General features: G+C 53.9%; 11 protein-coding genes. 6 read left to right on the top strand and 5 right to left on the bottom strand.

Annotation, left to right across the window (positions count from 1 at the left end; all coding sequences use genetic code 11):
- Nucleotides 1–215 precede the first annotated feature (215 nt).
- From LOC67_RS18500 to LOC67_RS18480, 5 genes are all read left to right on the top strand, one after another.
- Nucleotides 216–1,070 carry a hypothetical protein gene (locus LOC67_RS18500; RefSeq protein WP_230264178.1) on the top strand — a complete coding sequence of 285 codons (855 nt, stop codon included), beginning with the start codon at nt 216–218 and terminating at the stop codon, nt 1,068–1,070.
- A 326-nt stretch (nt 1,071–1,396) separates the two neighbouring features.
- Nucleotides 1,397–4,228: an alanine--tRNA ligase gene (gene alaS / locus LOC67_RS18495; RefSeq protein WP_230264177.1), complete on the top strand. Its 2,832-nt coding sequence runs from the start codon at nt 1,397–1,399 to the stop codon at nt 4,226–4,228.
- Between the two features lie 137 nt (nt 4,229–4,365).
- Entirely contained in the window at nt 4,366–6,144 is a 1,779-nt protein-coding gene (locus LOC67_RS18490) for an ABC-F family ATP-binding cassette domain-containing protein (protein ID WP_230264176.1), read from the top strand.
- A 783-nt stretch (nt 6,145–6,927) separates the two neighbouring features.
- Nucleotides 6,928–7,422, top strand: a complete 495-nt coding sequence (mscL, locus tag LOC67_RS18485; protein WP_230264174.1) for a large conductance mechanosensitive channel protein MscL — start codon at nt 6,928–6,930, stop codon at nt 7,420–7,422.
- A gap of 278 nt (nt 7,423–7,700) precedes the next feature.
- Entirely contained in the window at nt 7,701–8,321 is a 621-nt protein-coding gene (locus LOC67_RS18480; RefSeq protein WP_230264173.1) for a proprotein convertase P-domain-containing protein, read from the top strand.
- 211 nt (nt 8,322–8,532) lie between these two features.
- Here the strand turns inward: LOC67_RS18480 and LOC67_RS18475 are convergent, their stop codons facing one another.
- Both LOC67_RS18475 and LOC67_RS18470 read right to left on the bottom strand, forming a co-directional pair.
- On the bottom strand, nt 8,533–10,110 hold the full coding sequence (locus LOC67_RS18475; protein WP_230265080.1) for an aldehyde dehydrogenase (NADP(+)): 1,578 nt from the start codon (nt 10,108–10,110) through the stop codon (nt 8,533–8,535).
- Between the two features lie 61 nt (nt 10,111–10,171).
- Nucleotides 10,172–11,026 carry a fumarylacetoacetate hydrolase family protein gene (locus tag LOC67_RS18470; protein WP_230264172.1) on the bottom strand — a complete coding sequence of 285 codons (855 nt, stop codon included), beginning with the start codon at nt 11,024–11,026 and terminating at the stop codon, nt 10,172–10,174.
- A 1-nt stretch (nt 11,027) separates the two neighbouring features.
- Between LOC67_RS18470 and LOC67_RS18465 the strand changes: the two genes are divergently transcribed.
- Complete coding sequence (locus tag LOC67_RS18465) at nt 11,028–14,876, top strand: CRTAC1 family protein (protein WP_230264171.1); 3,849 nt, start codon at nt 11,028–11,030, stop codon at nt 14,874–14,876.
- A gap of 418 nt (nt 14,877–15,294) precedes the next feature.
- Here LOC67_RS18465 and LOC67_RS18460 read toward each other — a convergent pair whose 3' ends face one another.
- The 3 genes from LOC67_RS18460 to LOC67_RS18450 all read right to left on the bottom strand — a co-directional run bounded on the left by LOC67_RS18460 (nt 15,295) and on the right by LOC67_RS18450 (nt 24,414).
- A complete protein-coding gene (locus LOC67_RS18460) occupies nt 15,295–18,732 on the bottom strand; it encodes a mechanosensitive ion channel domain-containing protein (RefSeq protein ID WP_230264170.1) in 3,438 nt (1,145 codons plus the stop codon).
- Between the two features lie 410 nt (nt 18,733–19,142).
- Nucleotides 19,143–22,166 carry a c-type cytochrome domain-containing protein gene (locus LOC67_RS18455; protein ID WP_230264169.1) on the bottom strand — a complete coding sequence of 1,008 codons (3,024 nt, stop codon included), beginning with the start codon at nt 22,164–22,166 and terminating at the stop codon, nt 19,143–19,145.
- A 169-nt stretch (nt 22,167–22,335) separates the two neighbouring features.
- On the bottom strand, nt 22,336–24,414 hold the full coding sequence (locus tag LOC67_RS18450; protein WP_230264168.1) for a hypothetical protein: 2,079 nt from the start codon (nt 24,412–24,414) through the stop codon (nt 22,336–22,338).
- Nucleotides 24,415–24,511: the final 97 nt, after the last annotated feature.

The following is a 24,511-nucleotide window of genomic DNA, read 5'->3' as shown; positions in this document are numbered from 1 at the left end:
GCATTGTATGTAGTCACTCGGGATGCCTGGCAAACCAGCACAGGCAGATTGCGGGATTGAGTGACCTCTGATGCGGGACGGTCGAACTTTAGTGAAAAGCGAGTTTCACGGAAAGGTCGATTTCAGAACCGCCTTGACGCCGCTGTGGCAAAAATCGTACTCCCCGGCGTGTGAACCCCTTATGTCGACCATTTAGCCGTCTTTTCAATTTTTTCGTGTTGGCCGCAACAGCGTTCGCCATCACCGTTTGTGGCTGCGCTTCGCTATCAACTTGGTCCGAACCAGATGCGAACGAAAGTTCCGCAGCCAACGGGCAATCGCCTCTGCGAAAAATCCGTCGCTCGATCGAATTGGATGCCCAGTTCGTCAAAATTCGTTTCAACCCAAGCGACCCTGATCAATTGCAATCAATGTGGCAGTGGGTCGACGAAACCGTGCTGCCCCCCGATACGCGTCGTGCACTGCAAGCCAACGGCCTGCGCGTGGGTAAAGCAGTGCAGCCCCAACGGCTTACCTCGCGACTGGAAAACCTACGAAGCCAAGAAGCGCGTGGCGAGCTAGACGCGTTCCTTGCCTCAGCTGGTGTCGCGAGCCATAAAACCGAAGGCAAGCAAACCATCCCGATGCGTTTGGGAAGGCGACATGAGTTGCCCGTTTGCAATCCGATGGCCGGTCCACAAATCATCATCGTCGACGATGAACCTCAGCCCATCGGGCGAACGCTAGTCAATCCGTACTTCCTGTTCGCGATCACACCTCAGCCATCGCGTGCTCCGGCTGAAGTCCGGCTTTCGATCCGACCGGAGATCCCCTACGGCGATGTCCAGATGGACGGATTGCAGGCGAGCGCCGCTTTCCGCATCGACGTGCGTCGCGAAGCCTGGGTGCTGGATCGACTTGCATTCGACCTCAAGGCCGGAGAGGGCGATCTGTTTGTGATCGCCGAAACGCCAACTCGCCAAGGCATCGGAAAAATGATGCTCGGTGGAAAAGACGTGAACCAGCTTGAAGAGCAAACCATCATCCTGTTGCGGGTCGCGAATATTCCGACTCCTGCCGAGGAAATCTAATTTCCTCGATGGCTCGCATCATTTTTCGCTCAGGTGCCAGCTCGATCTGCCGAATGCAACCTTGGTTCAGATCACCTCGGGCAGACAGACATGCCAATCCGAACCGGCTTTCCCCCCGAACAGATCCGATTAGCCCCGAATAGATCCGTCTTTGATCCAATCATTTGGACCTATCGGCAAGCGGATTGCCCAGGCGACACAAACCGATCGATCCGCTGATCGATTCAACTTGCCGCCTTCGAGAAACCCTCTCCATCCGATATCATCGGCAACGTTTGCGGGCCCATTGTTGTCCCGCCCCATATCCCCCCGTCCGTTCGCGATCCATGAAGACAGACGAATTACGCGAAAAGTACCTCGACTTCTTTGAAACCAAAGGCTGTGTCCGCAAACCGAGTGACGTGCTCGTCCCTACCTGGGACCCATCGGTCCTGTTCACCCCCGCGGGGATGAACCAGTTCAAGGACCACTTTTTGGGGAAAGTCAAACTGGACTTCACCCGCGCGACAACTTGCCAAAAATGCCTGCGAACCGGGGATATCGAAAACGTCGGACGCACCGCGTTCCACCACACGTTTTTTGAAATGCTGGGCAACTTCTCGTTCGGTGACTACTTCAAGAAAGAAGCGATCGCTTGGGCGTGGGAATTTTTGACCGACAAGAAATGGCTGGGCATCGCGCCGGAACGTTTGACCGTGACGGTCTACAAGGACGATGACGAAGCGTTCGGAATCTGGCATGACTCGATCGGATTGCCAGAAAGCCGCATCACGCGGATGGACGAAGACGAAAACTTCTGGCCCGCGTCGGCTCCCAGCGAAGGCCCCGATGGCGTCTGCGGTCCTTGCAGCGAAATTTATTACAACCTGGATGACGGCAGCGATGTCGAAATCTGGAACCTGGTCTTCACGCAGTTCAACCGAGTCGGCGACCCACCGGATAACCTCAAGCCACTTCCGAGTCAAAATATCGACACCGGAATGGGACTAGAACGTACCGCCAGTGTTCTGCAAGGTGTTCCGACGAACTTCCACATCGATACGCTGCGTCCGATCGTCGACGCAGCCAGCGAAGTTTGCGGTGTGAAGTACGAACTCGATAGTGACAACGGTCGCCGACTTCGACGAATCACGGACCATGCACGTGCTTGCACGTTTGCCATTCACGAAAACGTCTATCCCGGCCGCGACAAAGCAAAGTATGTCGTGCGTCGTTTGATCCGCCGCGCCGTCCTAGACGGCTACCAAATGGATCTGCGCGAGCCGTTCCTGCACAAGCTTGTTCCTGCGGTTGCCGAAGCCAGCAAGACGCCTTATCCGGAATTGGCCGAAACACTCGAACGCGTTAGCGAAGTCATCGAAGCCGAAGAGAAAGCTTTCTTCGGTACGATCGATGGCGGTATGAAACGGATCGAACAACTGTTCGGCGAAATGGAAGAAGAAGCCGCAGTGATGGTTCCGGGCAAAGAAGCCGCCTCGCTGAACACGACCTACGGCGTACCTCCAGAATTGCTGCAGACAATCGCTGCCGAACGTAATTTTACGTTCGATTGGGACGGCTACAAAAACGCGATGCACCAACACGCGATCGATAGCGGTGCTGGCCAAGTCGAACTGTTCCAGACCGGACCGCTGGAAACGCTGAAAGAAGCTCTTCGTGAAACGCCATTTGTCGGATACGACACTGTCGAATCCGAGGCCATCGTCAAAGGGATCATTACCGGCGACGGTAAAGGCAAAGACGACGAAGGACAACTGCTTAGCAAGCTCAGCCGCCCCGACGACGCGGAACTGCGTCTCGTACTGGATCATTCACCGTTTTATGGTGAATCCGGCGGGCAAATCGGCGATACCGGAACGATCTCTTCGGACGAATTTGAATTCCAAGTCATCGATACCCAAAAACATGGTGGCCTGATCGTTCACCACGGAAAGCTGGTCAGTGGCGAGATCAAAGAAGGCGTGACTTGCAAAGCCACCGTTGACACCGATCGACGTGGAGCCCTCGCACGTGCCCACTCGGCGACACATATTCTTCACCACGCGCTGCACAACAACGTCGGGCAACATGCCCAACAACAGGGTAGCAAGGTTGAAGAAGACCGCTTGCGATTTGACTTTACCAACCAGAAACCAATCGACGACAGTATTCTCGCCAAGATCGAACGCGATGTGGTCGCACGCATTGGCGAAAAGTCAGATGTCAGCTGGAAAACCGTACCGCTGGCCGACGCTCGACAAGCCGGTGCGATGATGCTGTTCGGGGAAAAATACCCCGATCCAGTTCGCATGGTGTCCATTGGCGATTACAGCAAAGAGCTTTGTGCCGGAACGCACGTCAGCAATACCGGCGACGTCGCATCATTTGAATTGATGGCCGAAGAAAGCGTCTCCGCTGGAACTCGCCGAATTGTTGCCTTGACCGGGCAACGGGCCGAAGAGCATCGCGAACAGACCCAGCAGTTGCTTGGCAAACTCGCCAAGTTGCTTGGCACCGATGAATCGAAAGTCAACGGCGCACTGGAGCAACTTGCCGATGACGTTCGTCAGCTTCGTAAAGAACTGACAAGCGGAAAGCCCGGCGATCATGCCGAAGCGTTCGCGATCGCTGGCGATTGCCCCAAAGACTACATCGATGATTATTTCGGCGTTCGTGATGTTGTGCGTCAGGTCTCGCGTCGACTGAATGTCTCGCAGGACGATGTGCTTACCCGCGTCGAATCGCTTTTGGGTGAACGATCAGAACTGATCAAACAACTCAAACAAGCAACAGCCGGCGGTAAGATCACCGCAGATGACTTGATCGCCCAAGGCGAAAAGGTTGGCGACTGCATGGTCGTTGTTGCCGAAGTCCCTGGCGCCAACCCCAACGTCATGCGTGGCTGGATCGATCAAATTCGCAAGAAAAGCCCAGGCGGTTCGGCGGTGCTTCTAGGGACCGTCCAAGGCGACAAAGTCTTGCTGGTCGGCGGTCTTTCTAATTCACTGGTCGATCAAGGTTTAAAAGCTGGTCAGTGGGTCGGTGCGGCTGCCAAGATCGTTGGCGGGGGCGGAGGCGGTCGGCCCGACATGGCACAAGCCGGCGGTAAAGACCCAGCCAAACTTCCTGAAGCTTTGGCAGACGCCAAAGACTCGATGAAGGCGAAGCTGAACGCCTAGCCGATATCCTGATGAAAGATCCCTGTTGAAGTCATGCTTCAATCGAAAGCCTTCATTGCCATCACGGTGATGAAGGCTTGATCTTCAAGGACCCAGCACCTTTCAAACCATTCTCGTTCTAAACTTTTTCGACACTTATGGCAGTTCTGATCCAAGTTCGTGATGCTCACAAACGCTATGGAGATCAGGTTCTTCTCGATGGCGCCGAAGTTTCGTTGACGGACGATGTCAAAGTCGGATTTATCGGACGAAACGGGGCCGGTAAAAGTACGTTTCTGCGTGCAATCCTCGGTGACGAAGAACTTGAAAAAGGCGAAGTCATTCACCATCCCTCGCTGCGCATCGGCTATCTGCGACAGCACGACCCCTTCAAACCAGGCGAATCGGCACTCGATTTCCTGATGCGTGAAAGCGGCCAACCGGATTGGAAATGCGGTGAAGTTGCCGGCCAATTCGAGCTTAAAGGCGACTACCTCAATGGCCCCGTCAAGTCGCTTTCGGGCGGATGGCAAACTCGGGTTAAGCTAGCCGGCCTTCTGCTGAATGATCCCAACATGCTGATGTTGGACGAACCGACAAACTTCCTTGATTTGCGTACGCAGATTCTGCTGGAACATTTTCTGCGCAACTTCAACAAGGCAGCGCTGATTGTCAGCCACGACCGTGCGTTTCTGAAGGCGACTTGTTCTCAGACGTTAGAACTGTCCCGCGGCCAACTGACGATGTTTTCCGGCACGATCGATCGGTTTTTGGAATACCGCGAAGAACGTCGCGAACATGATCGCCGCGTTAATGCGACGGTTGCCGCCAAGCAAAAGCAACTCAAGCGATTCATCGACAAAAACCGTGCCAACGCGGCGACGGCCAGCCAAGCTCGTAGTAAAGCGAAGCAACTGGAACGACTTCAGACAACGGAAGTCGAAACCGATGAGCGAACCGTGCAAATTCGCGCCCCATTGGTGAACCCTCGACAAGGCACGGTGATGCGTGCCGACGGTCTGGCGATTGGGTACCCCGATCACACCGTTGCCGACAATATTTCGATCGAGATCGAACATGGTCAGCGAGCCGCAATCGTCGGTGATAACGGTCAAGGTAAAACAACGCTGTTGCGGACGCTGGTTGATTCATTGGCTCCCATCGAAGGCCAAATTAAATGGGGGCACGGGACCGAACTGGGCACTTACGCCCAGCACGTCTATACCAGCATCGATGAACGACGAACCGTCTTGGAACACCTTGAATACGAATCCAATGCGGAAACAACCCGTCAAGATTGCTTGAACATGGCCGGCGCGCTGCTATTCCGCGATAGCCACATTCACAAGAAAGTCAAAGTCCTGTCCGGAGGTGAGCGTGCCCGATTGTGCATGGCAGGCTTGCTGCTGGGCACCGCCAATGTTCTCGTACTTGACGAACCCGGCAACCACTTGGACGTCGAAACCGTCGAAGCGTTGGCCGAGGCATTGATCCAATACGAAGGCACGGTGATCTTTACCTCGCACGACCGACACTTCATGAGTCGCGTCGCTACGAATGTCATCGAAGTTCGTGACGGAACGGTTAAGAACTACTTCGGTGACTACGAGTCGTACCTGCAAAGCGTCGAGAGCGAAATTGACCAAGGCGAACGTGAACGCGCCTCCAACAATTCGGCATCGACCTCAGGCAGCAAATCCAAGTCAACAGCGCTCGACTATCGCGAGAGCCAACGTGAATCGCGTAAGGCCGAGAAGGAAATCAAGAATCTCGAGAAGAAGATTGCTCGTCTTGATGAAGAGAAGAAAAGCATCAACGACAAATTGTTGACGGAGACGGATCCCAGTAAAGCCGTCAAGCTTCATGAAGAACTGACCAGGGTTACCGAAGAGTTGGAATCGGCAGAAGAACGCTGGTTGGAATTAAGCGATTTTTAGAGCGAGATTGTTTTGAGTGGCGGTTTAATGGATTGAACGGAGCCGCTTTCGCGCTAGCGACGGTTGGTTGATTTATTCGCGCCCTCTCGTGACAAGTCTCCCGCCTTGTCACGCAATGCATGGCAGCCTCCCGGCTGCCGCCATACTCAACCGTGGCTAGCGCCATTGCGGCTCATAGTCACACGCAACTGAGCCGTAATCGCGCTAGCGACGGTTGATGCGCTGCATCGTTGTTGATCATTCAACCGCGGCTAACGCCGAAGCGGCTCATGGGTACTGAGGCTGAGCCGCTTTCGCGCTAGCGACGGTTGATTGATTTACTCGGGCCCTCTCGTGACAAGGCTCCCGCCTTGTCACGTTATGCATGGCAGCCTCCCGGCTGCCGCTACACACAACCGCGGCTAGCGCCATCGCGGCTCATTCACACACAACTGAGCCGTAATCGCGCTAGCGACCTTTGATGTGCTGCATCGTTGTTGATCATTCAACCGCGGCTAACGCCGAAGCGGCTAATGGGTACTGAGGCTGAGCCGCTTTCGCGCTAGCGACGGTTGATTGATTTACTCGCGTCCTCTCGTGACAAGGCTCCCGCCTTGTCACGCTATGAATGGCAGCCTCCCGGCTGCCGCTACACACAACCGCGGCTAGCGCCATCGCGGCTCATAATCACACTCAACCGCGGCTAAGGATCGACTCCGCTGGACGGTCGGTGATAATGCTACGGTGTCGGTTCGATCTCGTTGTTATCCGGCTGAATCCTTCTCGCTCAAACCTTTTAAAACCATGGCGCTGATCAAAGACTTTAAAAAATTCGCATTGCGTGGAAACATGCTGGACTTGGCCATCGGTTTTACGGTGGGGGCGGCATTCACAACAGTTGTGAAATCACTGGTCAGCGATGTCATCATGCCGCCGATCGGTTTGGTCACCGGAAATGCCGATTTCTCCGATCTGTTCATCGTCTTGAAAGGAGAGATCCCCGAGGGTGGATTTGCCACTCTCGCCGATGCCCAAGCTGCCGGTGCTGTCACGCTTAACTACGGCATGTTCTTGAACAACTGCCTTTCGTTGCTGATCGTCGCGGTTGCTATGTTCATCATCATTCGAGCGGCCAACCGATTGGACGAAGAACTGGACGAGCGTTTTGGCGACCCTCCAGCGCCGGAAGAACCCAGCGACAAGAAATGCGAGTTCTGTCGATCGACCATTCCTTATCGTGCAACGCGATGCCCACAGTGCACTTCTCAGCTGAGCACAAGTGATACAGCGACAAGCTAGGACCGACAATCGATGGCGAGCCAGCTTGGTCGCTGGCTGCATTTTCCGAATATTTGATACGCCCCGCAGCCTGTCCCCAACCGTACAAGTCAACTAACCGCCACGCAGCTCCCCTGAACGGATTGGACTAATCAGTACAGGCTGCGTTTCTGGGCGCGATGTCAACAACTTTAAAACGTTTTGAGGGAAATCCCTTACGTTGATCTGATTGAAACCTAATGCTGCTCGCTGACATTTTTCGGCCTTACAGCACAGGGGGAAGATCAGTGAATAATGTCATGCGATGCGCGGTTGTCGTCGCACTTAGCGCTGCATTACACAGCGTTTCGTTTGCGGACATCATCGATTCGTCGGGTAGCGGTTTTGCGATCCCAGATGACTCGAGTCCAGGGTTTAGCTCAATCATTTCCATTACTCAAAATGAAATGATTTCCGGTATCGAAGTCGACTTGTTCGGCCTGACTCATGAATGGGCAGGCGACTTGATCGCGACGCTTGAATCACCACACGGTTCGACGACCAGCTTGTTCTATCGTCCCGGGGCTGGGCAATATGGCGACGGCTCGGATTTCAATGGTGACTACACGTTTGCAGATTCGGGTGCGGATCTTGAAACCGAACTGGCTTCGATCAACGGTGCCACAGCTGCCGCGTCAGGTGTTTACTTCGCCGCGACAGACAACGGAAACTTCACCAGCCTGGTATCGACCTTTGCCGGTGAAGCGACTGCTGGTGATTGGAAACTGACCATCAGCGATCATGTGTCTGCCGACACAGGTTCATTGGGCGGATGGGGATTGCGAATCACATCCACCGCTATCACGGCGATCCCAGAACCCAGCCATGCGAGCGCACTTTGCGTGGCCGGACTCGTCTTCCTACGCCGTCGTCGTCGCTAGCCGATGACCGGCGGAAAAACCGGTCACATTGCCAAACGCGACAGAGGCTGTCGCGTTTTCAGCTAAATCGGATACGGCTTTCTATAGCCGCGATGGAATAACAATCGATCTGGATCATTGACTCCGTAGAGGACTCCGCTTTGGGTCGTTTCAACAAGCGACCCTTCGCCGAGCACTAGATCAAGCTTGCGAGATCGAATTAACCGACGTCTTAACCGACGTCACCGGTGGTCCAAGCACCATCGATCAACCGGAATGTGCTTCCGGTCGGGTTCTTGTCACCAAGAAGCGCGGGCAAACGACCGGCCCGTACGTTGTCATAACTGGTCAGCTTTCCAAAACGGATCAAGCTAGCCGGAACACCAACCGCAGTGAATCCGGGATGTCCTGTCGATGGGAATGGACCGCCATGATTCATTGCTGCCGAAACCGCTACACCGGTCGGCATTTTGTCGTTCAGCACACGACCGACTTTAGGGATCAGTTCGAACGCAACTTTATCGTAGGCCTCGTCATCACTTCCTGCAGGGTCGCTATAGACGCATCCGGTCAAGTTGCCTTCAAGACTGGCAATCACGCTGCACAATTGTTCGAGATCATCTGCGACGACAATTAACGAAGCATTTCCGAACGCTTCCGTCTGGAATCCTTCTGGATTGTCGATGAACTGCGCCGCGGACGCTCGGAGAAGCGTGTTAGCGAGAGCACATCGACCGGGCTCGGTTTCACCGCCACCAACGAGCAACTGAGCACCGAATCCACACAAAGTTTCCACGCTCGACTTCAAGCTTGACGCGACCGCAGGTGATAACAGAGTTCCGGGTGCCGCGCCGCCGTAGCGTTGCTTGACCTGTTCGATGAATGCTTCGGTCTCTTCACCGGCAAGTAGCAAGACCAAACCAGGATTGGTGCAGAACTGCCCGGTCCCCATTAAAGCACTTGTGGTGAACTCGTTAAGAATCTCATCACCGCGTGAACTCATCGCACCTGGCAAGATCACAACGGGATTCACGCTGGACAATTCCAAGTAGATCGGCTTGCCTGCCTTGTCGGCTGCTTCCTTTAGTTTCAAACCTGCGTGACGGCTTCCCGTATAACCCGTTGCTCCGACACGTGGGTCGGAAACCAAGCGTTCTCCATCGGCGTGACCGGTTCGATAGATCAGCTGAACGATTGCCTTAGGGACGCCAGTTTCTTCGGCAGCGGCCAAGGCGAGTTCGGCGAAGATTCGAGTCGTATCAGGATGAGAACTGTTTGCCTTTCCAATGACGGGGTTCCCTGCCGCGATCGCTGCTGCAAAGTCGCCACCGGAAACACTTCCGAAGGCGAATGGAAAGTTGTTGGGACCGAAAACGCAAACGGGACCAAGAGCTTCCAAGCACGAACGGATCCCGGTCGCGGTGTCGACCGTCGCGTGAGCCCAATCACCGCTGCGGCAAGCCGCTGCTGCGGTGCGCAACTGGTTGCTCGTCCGTGGCAATTCGACATCGGCCAATCGAGGTGACTTGGCCAAGCCTGTCTCTGCAAAGGCGGCTTCGGTCAAGCTGTCTTTGGCCGCATCGATCTTGTCCGCGTAGCACTCCATGAACTCCGCTATTTTTGCAGCGGGAAGCCGACGCATTTCGCGAGCAGCTTCGACAGCCGCGTCAAGAGCCGCATCGCAATCCGCCCACGAGCTGATCGGGAATTCGGTTGCTAACTTTTCATTCGTATTTGGATTGGTCGCTTGGAATGTTCCGGTGAAATCGGCATCACGCCAAGTACCGGCGATTAACACTTTGGCAGGCATAGGATCAGCGCTGTTGAAAGTTTGGATGAACGGTGGAATGACAAGTTGGCGAACGTGAACGCTAACCTTGGACGATGGGATTGCTGAGGGTTCCGACACCAGCAATCGATATGTGGACCTGATCACCGGGAAGCAGTGTAAAGTCGCTTGTCGGGACGATTCCGGTTCCGGTCATCAAGAACGCACCGGCAGGAAATGAGTTGTCTTTGGCAAGCCAACCGACCAAATCGGTAAACGTTCGGGCCATCTGATCACCGGCTGTTTGTTGATCAAACACAACCTCGCCGTCTCGCTCGATTTTTAGATCAACCTGAAGTTCGCTTGGTGCGGGTAACGAATCGAACAGGACGACCCATGGCCCAAGTCCGGCACATTGGTCGTAGCATTTCGCCTGTGGCAGATACAGCGGGTTTTCACCTTCGATGTCGCGGGAACTCATATCATTGCCGACGGTTAAACCGACAATGTCCATCGATGGATTTAAAACTAGGGTAATTTCGGGCTCAGGAACGTTCCAAGTCGCATCGGAACGGATGCGAAGAGGCTGCAAATGCCCCGCAACTCGGTGCGGCGTCGCTTTAAAAAACAATTCGGGGCGATCCGCGTTGTAAACTCGATCGTAACATGAAGCGGCAGCCTCAGACTCTTCCATCCGAGCGGTCTGGCTACGTTTATAGGTCACGCCTGCCGCCCACACCTCTTGCTGATCGATCGGTGGCAGCCATCGCACTGCCGGGGAGATGGCGATCGCATCTTCGGTCGCAAGACTATCCACGGCCTCTGCTGGAGAGGGAGCGGCGATAATCGCAGCCAAGGTCGGATATTCGTCGCTAGCAACCAGCGGAATTAATTCGTTTTCGATGACGCGACCGAATCGCACCGAGTCGGAAGAGTCGATAAATTTTGCTAACTTCATAATGAATCGAGTTTCAATTCTTTTCTTGCGGAACCTGACCGAGACCGGATTTATGTACAGAAACCACTTTGCCGTGTTCGCGATGTGCATGCTGACCGCAGTCGGGACCAGCAGCGGCTGTCGCAAGAAACCGGCAAATACAAACGGTACCACGCCCAGCGTTTCGGGTGAATCCGAGGCAACGCTTGTCAAATTAAACAGTGCGTTGGCCGCTACAGAGAATCTAGAAGCCGATCAAGCCGTCCAATTGTGGCAACAGCTCGGTCAGGTGTTGCCAGAGGATCCGTCTGTCGAACTCAATCGGGCTCTCGCGTCGGTCCTTCGAGTCGACCAGTTGACCGGAATCGCGACCGATTCGGTGAAATCCAAAGAGGAGCAAAAGGCGGCTCGGTCAAAACTTCCATCGGCGATCGATACCGCCCGTTCGGCAATCGAAGCTTACTCGATCGTTTCGGGCGACGAAGTCACCAAGCTATGGCTCGCCGCTCGAATTGACGCGCACGAGGCGGCCCTTTTGGGAGCCACCATTGGCAAGTCGCTTCGCAAAGAGCTACTCAATCGCTTGACCACCGCCATCGCAGGAAAGACAGGCGGTGCGCCACAAGCAGTCATTCTTGGCGGCCCATACATCGAACTGCTGGACAAGATGTCCGACCCTGTTGATGGCCTGCCTGCGGAGATTCAAAGTCCCGCGATGAAAACGCTCAAGCGGCTTTCGGATTCGAATCCAGACAACCTATTCATCGCAATGCAGGCGCTTCGTTTGGCAATCGACAGTCGCGACAAGTCTGCGGGTGATCTGGTCGATCGCACATGGGAATTGGCCACCGCTGTCGAACCGACCTTGAGTGCCTACACCAAACCGATTGGCATCGAACCGCAAGAGCTTGCCGAGCGAATCAAAACGGCAATCCAAGACGGCGATTGGGCAAAGGCTGATCAGTCCTACGTCTTGTGGTCCAATGTGCTAAATCCGCTTGAGATCGTTCGTGCGGATCGTCGACGTGCAAACCCGCACCCTTTGGATCGTTTGAATTTCGATGCTGTACGGCGTCTTTCTTCGGCCATTACCCAAGACAATCCCCTGGCACGGGCAAAACAGCCAATCAGCTTTTCTGAAACGGTCTTCGAAACAGGCGGCTCAGTCGTGGCAACACTGCCGATCGACTTTGACCTGGACCTGGACTTGGATCTGGCTGTCATCACATCCGACGGCAAGTTGCAGCTGATCGAAAACGACAACACTCAGTGGACATCCTACGCCTCGCTTCAGCTTGAGAACCAACCATCGGGAATGATTGCAGCCGACCTATTCATGGTCGACAGCAGTGATACGGACCGAATTAAACAGAGCCAAGCTGCTTCCACACCGGAACAGCAAGACTATTCATCCAAGGCACGGCACAACACGTTTCAAGGATTCGTCCTGTTTGGCGAATCTGGCGTTCAAATGGTGCGGATCGATGCAAGATCTGAAACCGCAGCCGACCAACGTCTAGCATTCTTAGAAGGCGACACCGGACTGCAAACAGTCGGCACGGTCACCGCCGCGACGACAGGCGACCTGGAAGGCGACGGAGACTTGGATTTGATTCTCGCAACGAAAGACAACGGCATCCGTGTCTTTATCAATCGCGGGAACCGAACTTTCTTCGAAGCCCCCGTAAAAACATCAACCGTTCCAGCGGATGATGCGATCGCCGATATGACCATCGGAGACCTTGATCGTGACATCGACCTGGACGTCATCGCGATTCATGCTTCTGGCCGTATCAGCCAGCTTGAGAACCTGCTTCACCTGCAATTTCGTCATCGCGAAATCAAACAAGTTCCTGCGTTAAAAGTAAGCGAAAGCGATCCCGCACTGACCGTTTCGATTCAAGACGTCGATTCGAATGTTGGCTGGGATATTGTCGCGACCAGCAGCCAGCAATCGCTGGTCGCCCTGGGAAATTCATCCGACATCGGTGTCTGGGCGGTCGATCGAGTTGAAACGGGAAAAGGATTTTCAAATCGACCAGCGATCGCAGACTTTGACGGCGATAGCTATCTGGAAATCCTTGGTGGCTCCTCGGCTGTCCGCTTAGGCCCGTGGGGAATTGCTGAGCTGGAAAGCAAACCGGCTATCCCATCGTCCCCGATTGCGGCAGGCGATTGGAACGCGGACGGCAAGATCGACGCGGTCGCATGGGAAGATCAACTGCAAGTCCTGACCAATAAGATCGGATCGAAACCGGGCTTTGTCAAAGTTCGATTCAAAGGTATCGCAGACAACGCCGCAGCCAGTGGCCGCGTCAATCACTACGCGATCGGTTCGGTCTTAGAACTACGCAGTGGGCCCTATTATCGCAGCCAGATAGTGACCAGCCCCGAAACGTACTTCGGACTCGACGGCCTGACCACTATCGACAACATTCGTGTGATCATGCCCAACGGTCTGACTCAAACGTTGACGAGCCCAAAAATCAATACGGTCGTCGAAGAAGAACAAACGCTTAAAGGTTCTTGCCCCTATCTCTATAGCTGGGACGGTGAAAAACTCGCCTTCCAAACCGATTGTCTCTGGGCGGCGCCACTTGGTCTGCAAGTCGCCGCCGGTGTGGTCCAAAAAGATCGCCCCTGGGAATATTTAAAACTCAACAGTGACTCAATCGCGAAAACTGCAGATGGCTATTACGACCTAAGACTTACCGAAGAGCTGTGGGAAGTTGCCTACGTAGATCACGTCGAATTGATCGCAGTCGACCGCCCCGAAGACGTCGAAATCTGGACCAACGAGAAGGTGGGTCCACCAACGATTGCCGAACCGACCGTTTTTGCTTTCGACCAGAACGATCGATTTCCTTTGCATTCTGCAACCGATACGTCTGGCACCGATGTGACCGCCAAACTTTCGAATGCTGACGAAAACTACGTTCAAGGATTTGACCGTCGCTTACGTCAGGGGCTATGTCCGCCGCACTGGATCGATCTCGATTTCGGTGACCGTGCTGCGAAAGAGCTTCAAAAGGCCAAAGACGAGCGCCGTGTCTGTGTGATCCTCCGTGGATGGATTCTTCCGACCGATACTTCGCTGAACATTCAAATCGATCAAAATCCCGAACTGCCGGCGATCGAGTTTCCGTCGGTTTGGGTTCCCAAGGAAAGCGGCTCGAGCGAATGGAATCAAGCGATCGCCTTCATGGGTTTTCCCGGTGGCAAGACGAAAACCATTATCGTTGATGTGACCGATCATCTGCTTCGCAACGACCCGCGAGTACGCATTCGGACGAGTGCGCAAATCTATTGGGATAGCGCGTCACTGGCGATCACCAGTCTTGATGCGGATGTGATCGAACGGCCGCTTCCGATTGATGCCGCGACATTGACGTACCACGGCTTCAGCGCTCGATCGAAAACCGATTCAACGCGTCCCGAACTGTACGACTACGCTGATGCCAGCCAGACCCCGAAATGGCCGCCACTTCGCGGTGCCGTTAGCAACTTCGGCGACTGTACTGAGAAGCTAGCCGCTTGGGATGATCGAATGGTGGTGATCAGTGGCGGTGACGAGATCCGGATGAAGTTCCGAGCCCCAGAGAATGATCCTCCCGAAGGGTATCGCCGTGATTTCATCCTGCACTGCGTGGGATGGGATAAGGACGCCGATCTGAATACCTTAACCGGACAATCCATCGGGCCATTGCCTATTCGTGAGATGAGTTCTTACCCGCCGACGATTGAGTCTGCCCCGCAATTTCAATCTGTCGCAGAAGAACACGAAGCGTCTCGACGCCGCCGGCAATCATTTCGAGCGTTCTGGAAACGAGGCGATGTACCAGCCCAGTCGTTTATCCCGTCAGACCTATAACGGTTTGGCGAATGGCTGTCCAACTGAGCTGTAATGCGATAGCGACGGTTTCGTGAGATACACAAGTTACTCACCATGCTAAGCCGCAAATATCAGCCGCGACGCGCCAGCGTGCGGTTCTAGTGGATGCAGTAGCGGGAATCGCAGGCTGGCGCCAAGCGGCTGATCGGGAAACCCGGGTTCGCGCTGCACACAACCGTGGCTAACGCCGATGCGGCTCAGGCAAGACACACGCAACCGCGGCTGATCGTGATGACTCATGTTCACGCTACAAATATCAGCCGCGACGCGCAAGCGTGCGGTTCTAATGGATCCAATAGCGGGAACCGCAGGCTGGCGCCAAGCGGCTGATCGGAAAACCCGTGTTCGTGCGGCACTCAACCGCGGCTAGCGCCTTTGCGGCTCAGGAGAGACACACTCAACTGTCGCCGCAACCGTCTAACCCGCGGCCGAAATTCTTTCCTAGCGTTTTGATATCGGTCCCGTCAGAGAACGAGAAATTGACATCTCGCTGTGGGAATGGAATCTCGATATTCGCTTTGCTCAACGCGTTCGCGATCGCGGTGTTCAATTGATGCGTGATCTCGATTCGATTATCCAGTTTCTCAAGATACAAACGAATCACGAAATCCAACGAACTGTCACCAAAGCTTTCGAAGTTGATCAGCGGTGCGGGGTCGACCATCACCTCGGGATGGCTGGTAACGACGTCAAAGAGAATCCGACGAACTTGGTTCGGATCTGTTCCATACGCGACACCAATCTTTAGCGTCAGCCGGTTCACAACGTTGGTCAGCGACCAGTTCAACAGTTTCTGTGTGATCAAGTCTTTGTTGGGGATCACCAATTCTTTTCGGTCCCAGTTCGTCACCGTCGTCGCTCGCATCTGAATACGACTGACGATCCCCGTGGTGTCATCGATTGTGACCACGTCACCGACGCGGACGGGACGTTCCAGAAGCAAAATAATCCCTGAAATAAAGTTCGCGACGATCTCCTGAAGACCAAAACCCAAACCGACCGAGGCCGCAGCGAGAAGCCATCCAAGCTTGTCGTACGGAACACTCAACAGGTTCATCACAAACACAGCACCGAAAATGATCAAAGCATACCGCAACAAGGTCGAAATCGCGTAACGAGCCCCCGAATCGAGCGAAGTGCGTCCAAGCACCAACAGGTCAAACAACCCGGGCAAGACTCTTGTGATATAGATCGTCACCGCGATGCTGATTGAAGCAATAACAGCATCGAGCACACTTACTTTCTCGGCCTCTTCGCCGGATCCGATTGTGATCGCCCACTCGTCAAACAGCTTGAGCGCCGGGATCACATCGCTCCAGATATACCCAAGTCCCACGATTGCTAGAATTGACGAAATCACAAATGAAGTTTGACGCGACTGTTGGTCAATCGCCCCAAAGTCAATGTCTTCTTCGTGCAAAACAATTCCGGCTTCTTTCGCTGCGGCTGTTGGCGACGATGCATCGGCCTGCATTTCGGCGGCTCGTCGCGCTCTTAACTCTTTCGCTTTTTGACGGGCAAGGTCTCGCTTCTTCAACATCATCCAGCGAGAGATCAAACCGGACGTCAGTACCACGACGACCAACAACAAAAACGTTGACTGCAACGACCTGCCAAGTCGAGACGTCGTGTCGAGGTAACCGGCCATCGCCAGAATCCCGAAAACGATCGGTATCGCAATGGCCACGACCCAGATCATTTTCCGGAAATGGTAAAGATTCGACTCGGGATTGTGCCGAACAACTTCGCCGTGAAGCGGACTTTTTGACCGCATGATGATGTGGTGAAAGACCGCCGTCAGAATGAACAGCGAAGTCGCTGCAATCCGTGTCGCGAGTGCCCGTGTCGCCGTATCGGGATGCTCGTGAAATCCGGCCATCACCAAGACACACAAACTTCCCAGCAGAGTGTACCAACGCAGGTGCCTACGAAGGTATTTACGAAATGTATCACCCCAATCGAAGTGGGCCATCGCGAGGCCTTTCTCACGGCAGATCTGACGAAGCAATTCACGCGATGCGACATACAACGCGACAACGCCAAATCCGAAACCCAAGCCTCGGACAAAAGAATCCGCCGTTCCCGTTGCCGTCAGCAAAAAACTGAAGGTTAGAAAGACCAATGGCCAGCACAACGAATCCGCAACGGTTCCCAATAACGCGATCAATGTGGCGCTGTAGGTTGCGTCACTACGATGGGCAATGTCGCCTTCGCGATCGATCACCCGTCGAATCCGCGATCGCCCCAACAGCAAACCGATGACTGCGACCGTCAAGATGAATGACTTGAGGGGGTAGCTTGATATCGTTGCCAAAACTTGCCCCAAGACACTTTGCCAAGCGCGGGGATCGGCAACCCACTTGATCGCCGCTGGTGCTCGAGACAATTCGTCAACAGAAAAGGCTGGGGCACTGCGAGTCCAGAAAAGGTGTTGGTCGACAAATTCGGTAAAGCGATCCACCTCTTTAACCAGCTTTCGTCGCTGCGTGTCGATCACGACCATGGTTTGCAACACGCGGTTTTGGCTTTGCAATGTCGTATCGATCAAGTCCTTGCGACGACGCAGCAAGACCCACTCGGCTTCTTCTCTGGTTAGATCACCCCATGGAATCGAGGTCGCTTTCCAGTCGATCGTTGCGGCTTCAAGCTCCGATAGTTCCTGATCGATTTGTTCAAGGTTGTCCTCGAGTTGAAACGCGGCTATCTGATACTCATTGAGCTTCTTCGTTAGATCTGCCCTAGGTTGATATTTTGATCGAAGTGTGACGGCTTCTTCGCGTTGCTTCCGCAAAATCAAGCCGAGTGCGTCTGTCAATCCAACGGCCTTGATCCGCTCTTCACTGGTGGTCATGTCGGCTTGGACATCATCGTAAACCGCTTGAACATCAAGACGTTCGATTTCGGCGTTTTCTTCGATAGCCAAAAGTTCTTGATTGCGCTCGGCAAGTTTGATGTTTGCGATCGCATGGTCTCGCAGAGCTTCAGGAACCGCGTCGACTGCCTTTCGCATATCCGTCGTCGTTTCCTCGGCGGCCTGCTGCTGCCGGGCTGCGATCACAGCTTGCAGCTTCTCTGCTTGGACGCGAAGCTGCTGCGTGGTTGCTTCTGCAAGTTGACGCTCCAGCGGCAATAGCTCTGCTGTCGCCATGTAGGCAGCCTGCTCAGCACGGAGCGCCTCGGCGACCGCGGTTTGCTCTTTGACTTTGGCTCTCAGTGAGTTTTTCTGAACACGACGTTCCAGCTCGCTCGCGTTTTCAGCAGGAGGTTGCTCTAGCAGAGTTTTCGCTTCACTTGCTTGCTGCTCCGCTTTGGAAATGAGCTCTGGTATCTCAGTCAATCGAATACGCCGGCGAGTTGGCTCCGATGTGAGATCCGAAACCCTTTTAGCCGTTGAAGTGATCTCGTTGGTGACCGTTGCTAGCTTGGTAGTCAGGGCAGTCGTTGACTGGTTTTCGTCGACAGTCACTTTCTTTTCAGCAAGTTGCTTGATCGAATCCTCAAGCTGGCCTTGCCGAACCGGTGCTTGTTGCAGCATCGATTGAAAGCGTTTGGTTGCTTCCTGGTTCGCGGTCACAGCAGCCAATGAATCTTTGGCCCGTTTAAGCGATTCAACCAAGCGGCCTTTGAGGGCCTCCTCGAGCTGCGAATTGGCCTCTACATCGACAAGCTCTTTATCGATCGCGGCAACAGTCAATCCGTCGTCGACAGGCTCGACTACTGTCGGCGTTTCCTTCGCCTCTGGAAGGGTCAACTGCGCAAAAAGTTGCGTTGGAGAGAATCCATTGAACACAACGAGTGCGAAGAAGCAGAAAAGGCTAAGTCCGTGCCGTCTCATATTTGACATTGGGGTGGAGTCATCCGGATGACTGGCGTTTCATCACCCAAAACCCACGACACAAAAAAAGGGGCAGAACACAAAAACGGTTGCACACTGTGAGCAAGTCGTTTTATGAACCGGCCTCGATTTCGCAGCCCACTGACATCGGTCAAATGACACTGGTCGATGAGCAGTCGGTGAAGGGTTACTAGGTGCGAAGGCGACAATTCACGTTCTAGTGATCAATGGCCATCGTTCCTAGAGCGACTCCCCGCAAGAGCGAATAGACGAAGATAGTTTTGAGGCTTAATGCGGACAACGCACCACAAGGCGATGCTAACGCCCCAATCGTCTACGCGTGATCGCATTGAAATAGAACCGATTTGCAATCAAATCAGGCGTCTAACACACCTCAATTGACCGCCCGATCATTGTGCAGATGTGCTCGCCTGGATCGGTTTCAGGCCTTCGACGTTCCACATTTTGACCTCGCCACGCTGCCCCGCTGCGGAAACGAATTGAGCATCGGGTGAAACGTCCAAGCAGTAGACCAAGTCGCCCGCACCCGTGGCGCTTGCCTGAGCCCCGTTGGTGGTTTCGTGAATTCGAATCTGGCCATCCAAGGTCGCACTGACAACTTTGGACGTTTCGCCAATGAAGCGGACCGATGTCAGCTCTTCTGATAACGCGCCGATATTGCGTTTTTGCTGACCGCTGAGAACATCCCAGACTTTGATGTTTTTGTCAGCACCACCGCTAGCCAAGACTCGTCCGTCGTGCTGCCAATCGAGAGCCATTACATGATGGGTGTGGCCATCGAGCGATTTGACGATGGCACCTTTTCGAAAATCAATCAATCGAATGGACTTATCCGCCGAACCGCTCGCCAGTAGGTCTCCACTGGGCGAGAAACGCAATGCCAAGACGACGTCACTGTGCACACCCTGGAACTCGCGGACAACTTCACCGGTTTTCGCATCGGCGATCGAAATCATGCCGCTTCGACTCGGTACTCCACTGCCAAAAGCGATCGAATTCCCATCGGGGCTAAAGGCAATCGACATGACTCGGTCGCTGATCAATTCAGACTGTAAACCGCCGACGACCGCATGAAGTTTCCATTGCTCTGGCACCTTGATCGATCTGGGTTGGAAATCCCCAACGATACAAATCGTATCATCGATCATTCCCAGTTCGGCAGTTTCGGATACGTCGGTCAGCCCGGTATCCGTTGCCGGTCCGACCGCACGGCCAGTCGAAAGATCAAATTGTCGAAGTTGACCTCCGCGATCCAGCAGATCGAATGATTTTCCATCGGCAGAAATCTGCACGGACACGACGGGCTCACTTTGAAGCCTTTGCTGATCGATCGAATCGATCGACGCCTGCAAGTTTTCGACCCGCAGCGACCGGACCAAGATTTCACGCTGATGTTCAGGAATCCGATCCGATGCGATTTTGTGTGCTTCTTTGGTCGCCTCAAGAGCTTGCAGGCGATTGGCCAATGTCTGCTCTGATTGAGTTAACGCCTTCTCTTGTTCCGCCAAAGTCTTACCAACTTGTTCGATCTGTTTGTTTTGATCGGCAATGGATTTCTCCAGGTCAGCCAATTGCTTGTTGACGGTCTCCAATTTTGCTTTTGATTCCTGTTTCCGTTCCTCTTTCTGTTCGTAAGCCTTTTGAGCTGCTTGAAGCTTTGCAGTTTCAGCGACTGCTTGTTCCTTTGCCGTTTGCAATTCTTTCATTGCCTCGGCAAGCTTCGCTTCGGCGTCACTGACAACTTTGTTCGCCTGATCGACGCTTTGCTGCAAAGGCATCATGGATTGCTTCATCGCTACCGATTGCTGTTCAAGCTCTGCGACATCTTTTGCAAGTTGAACGGACTCGGTGTTCGCCACTTTCTTTGACTCTTCTGACTTGGCGACCGCGGTTTTGGCGGCTGCTAGCTGAGCATTGGAGTCATCACGTTTTTTGCGATTCTCATCGACCTTTTGCTTGGCTTCGGCGTGTGCCTTTGAAGATTCTTCGAGCGACTTTTTTTCTTTATCAACGTTTGCCTGAAGCGATTCGGATTGTTTCTTTAACCCATCAGTCCAATTGGTTTGTTGCTTCAATTCACGCTGCAAGCCTGCACGAGCAAGTTGCATTTCCCAGTCGCCCGCTGTCGTGCTCAGCAAACTACCATCGCCTCGTTTAAAAGCTTTTGCTTGGCCATTAGCGCTACCAACCAGCAAACGGTCAGTATCAAAACCGATTGCCGATACCGAAAACTCGGCAGAGATGGTTCGGACAACGCTATCAGAGCTTAAATCGATCTGCTGAACGCTGCCGCCTTTGGTCCCAACCAACAGTTCTGTTGGCGAAGCGAATTTCACCACCGCTGCATCTTGAATCGCGGCAAGCGAATTCATTTCAACTGGCTGCCCTTTGGAATAGGCTTGTATTTTTCCGCTGCTTGCGACCACCGCCACCCATTGCCCGTCAGACGACTGGTCAAGCGAATCTGCATTGGAAGATAACAGGCTGGACGAAGTTTCAGCCCGTTGGGCAACGTCGAACAGACGCAGAGTTTGGGCCCGGTCGATGATCACCAGCTGTTGATCGCAATTCCAATTTACCAGTGTCGCTTTTTGCGGAATCGAAAACGTGGCGACATATTGTTGCTGTTCAATGGACCAAACTTGAACGTCACCCACTGAATCGATAAACGCGATATTCTTTGCGTCTGGCGACAATACGCTCATGCCAGCGATCGGCATCGCCCATTGCCAGGGTGTAGCGGTTCCGGCTACACGGTTCCAAATGCGAACGGTTTTGAAGCCACCGGTGGCTAGTTGCATTCCCGTCGGTGAATAAGCAATCGAGGCAACGAAGTCGACCGATGCGACGCCACTTTGTTGCAAGCCGCTGTCGACTAGGCTTGTTGACTCACTCAGTGCCGGAGCAGCAACAACGTCAACACGGTTGGCATGGGCGACCGCAAGCGACTGCGAATCGGGTGAAAAGGCCATCGACAAACTTGTCCGAATCGACTCGGGAATTGGTTCCCAATCGGCCGAATCGTCAACCATTCGATCGATCTTTGCACCAGATTCGATCCAACGGCGAACAAGGTCGACTTCAGGAGCCGTTAATCGTTTGGCACCAACAGAATTATCATCCGGCGGCATGATTTCATCAGGATCGGTGATCCGTGTGAGCAGCAGACTGTCGCTGGGCTGCTTGATATCGACCAATTCGCCGCTGTCCCCACCGGTTTCGATCGCGGTCGCACTCTCCAATGAAAGTCCGCCCTCGGCCTGACCTTCACGATGACACGCCAAACAATTTCGTTGCAGCAATGGTGCGATATCACGAGCAAAACTGATCGGTTCAGCAGGCTGTTTTTCAGACGCGGCGCCAATTAACGAAACGGCTGCGACTAGACCCAAGAAAGTTGCGTAGCGAATCATGGCGGCAAACTGGACTGGTGAGGGGTCTGGGTGGGAAAGGCGGGGCGAGAAACACTGGCGGGATAAAGCGATCGCGAATCAAAAAAAACGCAAACAAGATGGCGAGCAAACTTGGTCACATCCATCGGTGACATGATGCTTCAATTCACTCGCTTGGACGGAAGCACCGTCACTCTACGACAACAGTAATCAGCGGAGAGGGCAGGTAAAGCGTGATATCCTTGGCGGCCGCTTGCTTCGCCACGGTTTGCACCCGTTGTTCAGCTTGCTGGATTACTTTCTCGAGCGCCGTCCGGGCCTCAGCTTCTGAAGTCGTTTCGAGTTGCTTCTTCAGCGTTTCGACTTCAGCTTTGGCACGATCGAGAGCTTGTGGGTTCGTCGCAAACTTGACTTTTGATTCGGCCTGCCCCCAGAAAGTATAGGTTCCGGGAATCGCTTTATCGGTCACCTCGATTTTCCATTGACCTTCACTTTTGTCGGCCGCGATCGTTAAATCCGGCACTTTTACACCGGGGGGCGAATGCTTCGCGCGGAGCACCAAACTTGACTTATTCCCTTCAACACGTTGAACGGTCACCGTGGCTTCCGCTTTGTCGCCTTTCTTGACCTTGATTGGCTCTGCCGTCTTGGTTTGCAACGTCAAAGGACAGCGGTCCATGTCGCTGACAACCATGCGGAGATTTTCACACAGTCGAACGATCGGCTTTGATCGAAAGGCATCTGTTCCCCAGATGACGCTTGCAGCTTTCGCCCGACATGATACCGATTGGTCACCGAATTGACATTGCCCGTGAATATCGAGCACCAACTGATTAGGCGGCGCATCGATAGCTGCCGAGATCGTCAGGTCGACATGTGTTTGATTGGCAGCGATCCATCCCGACCGACATGTCACGCCTTCAGGCAAACCATCGACGTCGACTTTGATTGGCATCGCTCGGCCACGACGTGTAGCGAAGACGCGAATCGTCTCTGAAGCGCCGCGTGGTAGATAGATCCCTGACGCTTCGGATAGATTCAGATCCTTGCTAGGCAAAACGTGATAGGCAAGCAGATCGAAGTCATCCAATTCAGGTCGGACGATCAAACGATAGGACTGCTGATTTCCCAACGCGCCGCCATTATCCTGGTCCCACACGACGATCTGATACGTCCCGTCAGCGGGAGCATCAAATCGCAAGCGAGGATCCTTGCTGGTCAAACGAACTACGCTGTCTCCGATGTTCGCACTGTCGTCCGCTGTCGCGATCGGCTTCCACTGGATATCACCGTTCCCGCTATCAACCGACTGTTTGACGATCAAACGAACGTCCGTTGGCTGTGCAATTTGATCCGAGACAACTTCGATGAAAACGGGATGCCCCTTGGCTAGGTCAACAAGAAAGCTTTCCCGTTGATCGGATGTATCAAAGTAGCCTTCAACTTGGAATGGAACGGTATGCGGCTTGGTCGTGCCAGGCTCCGCAACCGGAACTTCATCAGAGCGACTGGTGATCGACTTCGGTGTTCGAAGCTGATTTAAATACTCGGCCTGTTGCTCACTCGCCGGTTCGATCAACAACCCACACTCGAATCCGTTCCCACCTCGATAAAGCGCATCTCCGAACACAATGGTGACGTCGGAATCGAATTGGGATGCGAATGTCACGATCGAATCCGTTTGATCGCTGCCAAAGCGGCTTTCGATGATTCGTCCATCGTGATCGATAATCGAGACCCTTCCGATCAATTGCGAGTCGATGGCGTTGGCAATCAATTGCAACCGGTACGGCGTGCCGGCTGCAGTTCGAAAAGTAACGTAAGAACGCTTCGCGGGCTGGACCTGTGTCGCGTAGATCTGGCCCGTTTCGACCTGAAGCGGATTAACTTTGCTCGGAGGATCTTTGCCTAAAACCTTGACTCGATGATCAACAATGATCGAACGCGGGTTGGATATCCCGAATCGCCCACCGGCTCGAACTTCGTAGCGTCCGTCAGGCACGGAAGGGTCAACGGAGATGCGAAAATGATTGTAGACAGGTTCCGCATCGGGGCCTTCATTTTGCCGCAAGACTTGAGCATTGATCCCAGGATGCGAAAAATGCAACTCGTCAATCTCTTGGCCATGGACCGAGTCAGCAATATGGATTTTGTAGGTCTCGCCTGGTGCAAAGAACGACTGAGACAGCGACTTGAGACCTAGCGAGGGAAGCTGCGCCGCGCATTGGGTGTCGTCCAACCCGATCGCGGCGAAGACGAAAAGTGCCATCGCGATGAAGCCATGCAGACTGATTCTGCAACCGCAGCAGACCGTTCTGTTCAAGCGGCGACGATTTCGATCACCGCAAGATTGCTGGATGATGAAG

This window comes from Stieleria sp. JC731 (assembly GCF_020966635.1).
GTDB lineage: Bacteria > Planctomycetota > Planctomycetia > Pirellulales > Pirellulaceae > Stieleria.
The sequence above is the reverse complement of the archived record's forward strand: the minus strand, read 5'-3'. Positions and strand labels throughout refer to the sequence as shown.